The organism is Pseudomonas sp. NPDC087626 (assembly GCF_044743405.1).
Taxonomy (GTDB): Bacteria; Pseudomonadota; Gammaproteobacteria; order Pseudomonadales; family Pseudomonadaceae; genus Aquipseudomonas.
In genome coordinates, this window is the sequence record NZ_JBIUWJ010000011.1 from 174,662 (window position 1) to 181,651 (window position 6,990).

At 59.8% G+C, this 6,990-nt stretch carries 7 protein-coding genes; 6 read left to right on the forward strand and 1 reads right to left on the reverse strand.

Going from position 1 to position 6,990, the window contains the following annotated elements; translation table 11 throughout:
• Positions 1-5: 5 nt before the first annotated feature.
• Complete coding sequence (locus ACIOVD_RS12070) at positions 6-881, reverse strand: LysR substrate-binding domain-containing protein (RefSeq protein WP_095168558.1); 876 nt, start codon at positions 879-881, stop codon at positions 6-8.
• A 145-nt stretch (positions 882-1,026) separates the two neighbouring features.
• Here ACIOVD_RS12070 and ACIOVD_RS12075 point away from each other — a divergent pair, with 145 nt between their 5' ends.
• From ACIOVD_RS12075 to ACIOVD_RS12100, 6 genes are all read left to right on the forward strand, one after another.
• Positions 1,027-1,377 (forward strand): RidA family protein, encoded by a 351-nt coding sequence (locus ACIOVD_RS12075; protein WP_159996387.1) that lies wholly within the window; start codon positions 1,027-1,029, stop codon positions 1,375-1,377.
• 49 nt (positions 1,378-1,426) lie between these two features.
• Positions 1,427-2,818 carry an FAD-dependent oxidoreductase gene (locus ACIOVD_RS12080; RefSeq protein ID WP_401127889.1) on the forward strand — a complete coding sequence of 464 codons (1,392 nt, stop codon included), beginning with the start codon at positions 1,427-1,429 and terminating at the stop codon, positions 2,816-2,818.
• 193 nt (positions 2,819-3,011) lie between these two features.
• A complete protein-coding gene (locus ACIOVD_RS12085; protein WP_159996391.1) occupies positions 3,012-4,178 on the forward strand; it encodes a 2-aminoethylphosphonate--pyruvate transaminase in 1,167 nt (388 codons plus the stop codon).
• A gap of 269 nt (positions 4,179-4,447) precedes the next feature.
• Positions 4,448-5,791, forward strand: a complete 1,344-nt coding sequence (locus ACIOVD_RS12090) for an MFS transporter (protein ID WP_320332388.1) — start codon at positions 4,448-4,450, stop codon at positions 5,789-5,791.
• Positions 5,792-5,830: 39 nt separating this feature from the next.
• On the forward strand, positions 5,831-6,658 hold the full coding sequence (gene phnX, locus ACIOVD_RS12095) for a phosphonoacetaldehyde hydrolase (protein ID WP_095168550.1): 828 nt from the start codon (positions 5,831-5,833) through the stop codon (positions 6,656-6,658).
• A gap of 75 nt (positions 6,659-6,733) precedes the next feature.
• Positions 6,734-6,990, forward strand: a 257-nt coding sequence (locus tag ACIOVD_RS12100) for an aldehyde dehydrogenase family protein (protein WP_401127892.1), incomplete at its 3' end; no start/stop codon positions are given.

Genomic DNA, 6,990 nt, shown 5'->3' on the forward strand with positions numbered 1-6,990 from the left:
CCACCTCACTCAGCCAGCCCCTCTCGAACCACGTTAAAAAACGTCGTCAGGATCCGCCGCGAACTCTGCGCGCGCAGGCACACCAACGTCTCGGTGAAGCGCCGCTGACAATCGACGATGGGCAACCCGCGAAGCCGTGAATCAGAGCCCAGCTCGGTTGCCGAGACAACCCCGACACCCATGCCAATCGCCACCGCTTCACGTGCGGCTTCGCGCCCATCCACTTCGATCGCCTTGCGGATGCGCAAGCCCGCGGTGGCCATTTCTTCCTCCAGGCACAGGCGCGTCATCGAGCCTTTTTCCCGCAGTACTAGCGGCGTGTCGTGCAGGTCGCCAAGACTGATGGATTCGCGTTGCGCCCAGGGATGATCAAGCGCGACGAACGCCAGCATCGGATCGCTGCGCAAGGGCAGCGACAGCAGTCGGTCGTCCTCGATAGTGCGACCCAGCAGGGCGATGTCGGCCTGATGAGCGAATAAGCGTTGCAGCACCTCATCGGTATTGGCGGTTTCAATCTTCACATCGATACCGGGGTAACGCCTGCAAAAGCGTGCGACATAGGGCAGCACATGCACCGGCGCATCCACGGCGAGGTTCAGGGATCCCGTGGACAGGGTGCGGTAGTCCATCAGCATGTCGTGGGCATCGACACTGATATCAAACAAGCGCCGGGTCAGGCCGAACAACCGCTCGCCCACTTCAGTCAGGCGCACCTGGCGCTTGTCGCGGTAGAACACCATCACCCCGTAATAGTCCTCGAGCTTGCGTACCTGGTCGGACACCGCCGGTTGAGACAGGCAGAGCTGCTCGGCCGCGCGGGTGAAACTGCCGTTGACGGCAACCGCGTGGAACGCCTTGAGTTGGGTATGGGAAATGGTCATCGCGGCAGCCTTGGCATAGGTTCAACTTATTCATGCATACGCTAAATCGATTTTATTTATAGACGATGAACTGCAAGCATGGTTTTCGCAAGCCCCGGACCAGTGTTCGAACACTGCCGCCCTCGTCTCAGCCCGGAAGCACTTTATGCAAATCGAACGTTTCGCCGCGACAAAACGCCGCTCGGACATGGTCCGCTATGACAACCACCTCTATATCGGTGGCCAGGTTGCCAGCGACCTCAGCGGCGACATCGAGGCCCAGACCCACGAGGTGCTCGCCGGTATCGAGCAGCTCCTACTGAGTGCCGGCAGCAGCCGCAAGCAGGTGCTTTCGGTACGTATCCTGCTCGCCCATCGCGACGACTACGCAGGGCTCAACAGGGTCTGGGACCAGTTCTTTCCCGAAGGCCATGCCCCAACGCGAGCCTGCACCCTGGCCGATCTGATCGACCCCGGTTGGCGCGTGGAAATGATCGTGGTCGCTGCATGCGCCTGATTGCCTGCTCAAGCCCTGCCCCCAAAACCGCTGCAACGGAGATGACGTCATGCGCCCCTACTGGCTCGATCAGGCCCTGAAAACTCAACCCGACTCGCCCTGCCCGCCGCTGCGGCAGGACACCCGCGCCGATGTCTGCATCGTCGGTGGTGGTTACACCGGTTTGTGGACTGCGATCATGCTCAAGGAACAGAACCCCGAGCTGGACGTGGTCATCGTCGAAGCCGACATCTGTGGTGCCGGCGCCAGTGGGCGCAACGGCGGCTGCGCGCTGTCCTGGTCGGCCAAGTACTTCACCCTGGAGCGGTTGTTTGGGGTCAACGAGGCAATACGCCTGGTCAAGGAATCGGAGCAAAGCATCTACGCCATCGGCAGCTTTTGCGAGAAGTACGCGGTTGATGCCGATTACCGTCTCGATGGCACGCTTTACACGGCAACCAACCGTGCCCAGGTCGGCTCGACCGACAGCGTGATCGCCGCGCTGGAGCGCAATGGCATTAACTCCTTCTCCAAGTACGCGCTAGCTGACGTGCAGCGCATGGCGGGCTCGACCCGGCACATTGAAGGCTGGTTCTCGCCTGCGGCAGCCAGTGTGCAGCCGGGCAAGCTGGTGCGCGGTCTGCGTCGAGTCGCACTGCAATTGGGTGTGCGTATCTACGAAAGCTCACCGATGACCCATTTGCAAGAGGGACTGCCTGCCACCGTCAACACCCCGAACGGCAACGTCACCTGCGACCGGGTCGTGTTGGCGATGAACGCCTGGATGGCGCGTGCCTTTGCTCAGTTCTCGCGTTCGGTTGCCATCGTCTCCAGTGACATGATCATTACCGAGCCTCGACCGGACCTGCTCAAGCGGATCGGCCTGACCAGCGGGGTCACCGTGCTCGACTCACGCATCTTCGTGCACTACTACCACAACACCCCGGACGGCCGGATCATGCTCGGCAAAGGCGGCAATACCTTCGCCTACGGCGGGCGCATGTTGCCGGTATTCGACCAGCCTTCGCCCTACAAAGGATTGTTGAGCAACACCCTTGCCGAGTTCTTCCCCGACTTTGCCGATGTCGGCATCGCCGCCACCTGGAATGGCCCGTCCGATCGCTCCGTCACCGGGCTACCGTTCTTCGGCCGAATGGGCGCAGGCGGCAACATCTTTTATGGCTTCGGCTATTCCGGCAGCGGCGTCGGTCCTTGTCATATGGGTGGACAGATCCTCTCATCGCTGGTGTTGGGGCAGGACAACCCCTGGACGCGCTCGCCGCTGGTGCAAGGGCCGCTCGGCCATTTCCCACCGGAGCCGATCCGCTACCTGGGTTCGCTAATGGTGCGCAATGCCATTCGGCGCAAGGAGCACGCCGAGGACCACAACCTGCATCCTCGTCGACTGGATGTGCGCCTGGCGAAATTCGCCGCCGCCGCCGGCAAGTCAGACAAGGGCTAACGCCGCGCTCACACAGCGACCGCTCACTTGAACAGCAACCCAGGGTCTGATCTGGAGGGTAGACGAATGATTTCGACTTATAAGCTCAGCTTGTTTGTGACATGTGATAAATCGATTTCAGTTATTTTTCCGCAGATGTTTTGATCACGCCATGCATCACTCCCCCACAAAAACAAAACCGCCGGAGAAGATCATGACCAAAGCTGAATTTCCGACCACACAGGCGCTGGCTACCCCAGCCTTGGGTGAACCCTACCTGCTGACCCCGGGCCCCTTGACCACATCCAAAGCGACCAAGGAAGCCATGCTGCGCGACTGGGGTTCATGGGACGTTACCTTCAACCAAGTCACTGCCGAGGTTCGCCAGAACTTGCTCAGCATGGCCGGTGTTCAGGACGACAGCTTCGCCTGTGTGCCGTTGCAAGGCAGCGGTAGCTACTCGGTGGAGGCAGCTTTGGCCACGGCCATCCCGCGTGACGGTAAAGCACTGGTGCTGATGAATGGCGCCTACGGCCAGCGCGCCACCAAGACCTTGGAGTACCTCGGCCGCGCGTTCATTACCTTGGACAAAGGCGATTATCTGCCACCGCAGCCTGAGGAGGTGGACGCCCTGCTCAGGGACAATCCCGACATCACCAACGTCTTCCTGGTCCATTGCGAAACCAGCTCCGGCATTCTCAATCCGCTGCGCGAAATCGCCGATGTGGTGAAGGCGCATGGCAAGAGCCTGATCATCGATGCGATGAGCTCCTTCGGAGCCGTGCCGTTGACCATCAATGAGATTGCTTTCGACGTGGTGGTGTCCTCCGCCAACAAATGCATCGAGGGTATTCCCGGCTTCGGTTTCGTCATCATCCGTCGCTCCGTGCTGGAGGCCGCCAAAGGCCGCGCCAACTCCCTGAGCCTCGATCTGTATGAGCAGTGGGTTTACATGGAGCGCACGGGCCAATGGCGCTTCACGCCGCCGACCCACAGCGTCGTAGCGTTCCATAAAGCCTTGGAGCAACACACTGCCGAAGGCGGTGTGCATGGCCGTCTGGCGCGCTACACGCGCAATCGCGATGTGCTGGTCAAAGGCATGCGCGAACTGGGCTTCAGGACATTGCTTGAAGACCGTTGGCTGTCGCCAATCATCACCACGTTCTTCAGCCCGCAACATCCCAACTTTGAGTTCAAGCGGTTCTACGACGAGCTCAAAGCCCGTCAGTTCATCATCTATCCCGGCAAGCTAACCGTAGCCGAGAGTTTCCGTATCGGCTGTATCGGCCAGATCGACGAATACATCGTCCATCAGTTGCTGCGCGCCATCGCCGACAGTCTCGTGGCGATGAACGTCGACATGCAACAGCCGGCGGCCTGACGGCCCTTCAAAGGTCCTTGTCGATTCACGCACGGGTGCAATGGGTAGCACTTGTGGACAGGGGTCTTTTTTAACCATGGATTCGGTGACTTACCGCTAGGCACAGCCGAGCAGGAGTCAGCGACCGCGTCAATTTAATACCGAAAGCCTGATGCCACCTCACTGCCATCTGATCGATGCCGTGTGCGTGGAGAGATTTTCTGTACCGAAAATAAAAACAAAACCCATTACTTTGCGCTGTCTGGCACCACATACGGGATCAGAACACCATGAACAAGAACGCTACAAACCCTCTCGCAACCGGCTGGAAATCGCTCCAGCGCTGGCGCGTGCAAATTTTCCTTATCACCTGGGTGGCCTACGCGGCCTTCTACTTTACCCGCAAGGCTTTTTCTGTGGCCAAACTGGGGATTGGCGAAGATCCGGACTTCATGCTCGAAAAGAGCATGATGGCCAACCTCGATGCCCTCTACCTGATCGCGTACGCAGTCGGCCAGTTTCTGTGGGGCAACTTCTCTGACCGCTTCGGTCCCAGGGTCGTGGTCCTCAGCGGTCTGGTGATCTCGGCGCTGGCGGCGCTACTGATGGGCACCTACGCCACGCTACCGATCTTCGCCTCCTGCATGCTGATCCAGGGCCTGGCTCAGTCCACGGGTTGGTCGGGGCTGTGCAAGAACGTTGGGAGCTTCTTCAGCACTGGCGAACGTGGCCGCGTACTGGGTTACTGGAGCACCTGCTACGCCTTTGGCGGCCTGGTTGCCACACCGTTTGCCGGTTGGTGGGCCTACAACGCCTACCATGACTGGCGCATCGCGTTCATCAGCAGCGCCGTGGTGGTGCTGGTGGTAGCGGTACTGTTCTTTTTCCTGCAACGCAACCAGCCAGAAGATGTCGGGTTGCCGCCTGTAGAGATCGAGATCGAACCCGTCAGCAAGGTCGCAGTGCCGCGCGAAAGCATGTGGGCCGGTTTGCGCACGGTGATGAAAAATCGAACCGTACTGGTGCTCGGCCTGGCCTATTTCATGCTCAAGCCAGCGCGCTACGCGATCCTGCTCTGGGGGCCGGTGATTATCTACGAGCGGATGCCAGAGATTGGCAAAGTGGCATCCGCCATCGTGCCGACGGCTTTTGAACTGGCAGGCCTGGCAGGTCCGATCCTGATTGGTATCGCTTCAGACAAGTACTTTGGCGCTCGGCGGATGCCGGCCTGTGTCCTTAGCCTGGTGCTCCTGACCATTTGCCTCGCGCTGTTCGTCCCTGCCATGCAGAGCGGCAGTCTTTACATGGTGGTTGGCCTGCTGTTCATGATGGGCCTGACGCTTTACGGGCCGGACTCGATGATGAGCGGCTCGGCGGCCATTGATTTCGGCAGTAAGGACGGAGCGGCCTCCGCCGCGGGCTTCGTCAACGGTTGCGGTTCGATAGGCGCGGTCCTCGGCGGCCTGTTACCCGGTTACTTCGACACCACCACCATCTTCCTGGTCTTCACCGTCGCGGCACTACTGGCCAGCCTGATGTTGATTCCATTCTGGAACAGCCGCCCGAAAACCGTGGAAAGCACGGCGCTGGCCTCGGCTCCAATGCAAACGGTCATCGTTGGCACCACCCCCTGAATTCGAATTAATCACTCACCATTCATTGGAGCAATCACCATGCATTACCAACAACCTTCCCAGCTGCAGGGCGTGGTACTGGACTGGGCCGGCACTGTCGTTGATTTCGGTTCTTTCGCACCGACTCAGATATTCGTCGAAGCCTTTGCCGAGTTCGGCGTTGCAGTCTCCCTGGCAGAAGCTCGCGGGCCGATGGGCATGGGCAAATGGGATCACATCCGCACGCTGTGCAACGAACCGCAGATCGCCGAACGCTACCGTCTCGCCTTCGGCCGATTGCCCACCGACGATGATGTCACTGCCCTCTACGAGCGCTTCATGCCTTTGCAGATCGAAAAGATCGCCCTGCATTCGGCGTTGATTCCCGGTGCGCTCAATACCATCAATGGCTTGCGCGACAAGGGACTGAAAATCGGTTCTTGCTCAGGCTACCCGGCCGTGGTCATGGAAAAAGTCGTGGAGCTGGCTCGCAAGAACGGCTACGTCACCGACCATGTGGTGGCGACCGACGAAGTGCCCAACGGTCGTCCACACCCCGCACAAGCGTTGGCTAACGTGATTGCGCTGGGCATCAGTGATGTAGCGGCCTGCGTCAAGGTCGACGACACCTGGCCGGGGATTCTCGAAGGCCGTAGCGCTGGAATGTGGACGGTGGCATTGACCTGCTCCGGCAACGCATTGGGCCTGTCCTATGAAGAGTTCAAGGATTTATCCCTCGAGGAGCTGGCCGAGGAACGCGCGCGCATCATCAAGATGTTCGAAGGCTCTCGCCCGCACTATCTGATCGACACCATCGTTGATTTGCCAGAGGTCATCGAAAACATCAATGCCCGCCTGGCACGTGGAGAAACCCCGCAGGGCTCCTGAACCTGTTGGGCTTGTGCAATTGACAGTGGCCGTCCAAAGGACGGTCACATCCCACAACAACCAGAGAACGCCACCATGAAATACGCCCACCCCGGCACTCCCGATGCCATCGTTTCCTTCAAGTCCCGCTACGGTAACTACATCGGCGGCGAGTTCGTCGCGCCTGTCAAAGGCCAGTACTTCACCAACACCTCGCCGGTCAACGGCCAGCCGATCGCCGAGTTCCCCCGCTCCACCGCCGAAGACATCGAAAAAGCCCTGGACGCTGCCCACGCCGCGGCCGATGCCTGGGGCAAGACCTCGGTCCAGGACCGCTCCCTGGTGCTGTTGAA

Excerpts from the sequence above, each read along its gene's own strand:
- ACIOVD_RS12070 (WP_095168558.1), bottom strand. The coding sequence starts at position 881 with ATGACCATTTCCCATACCCAACTCAAGGCGTTCCACGCGGTTGCCGTC.
- ACIOVD_RS12075 (WP_159996387.1), top strand. The coding sequence starts at position 1,027 with ATGCAAATCGAACGTTTCGCCGCGACAAAACGCCGCTCGGACATGGTC.
- ACIOVD_RS12080 (WP_401127889.1), top strand. The coding sequence starts at position 1,427 with ATGCGCCCCTACTGGCTCGATCAGGCCCTGAAAACTCAACCCGACTCG.
- ACIOVD_RS12085 (WP_159996391.1), top strand. The coding sequence starts at position 3,012 with ATGACCAAAGCTGAATTTCCGACCACACAGGCGCTGGCTACCCCAGCC.
- ACIOVD_RS12090 (WP_320332388.1), top strand. The coding sequence starts at position 4,448 with ATGAACAAGAACGCTACAAACCCTCTCGCAACCGGCTGGAAATCGCTC.
- phnX (WP_095168550.1), top strand. The coding sequence starts at position 5,831 with ATGCATTACCAACAACCTTCCCAGCTGCAGGGCGTGGTACTGGACTGG.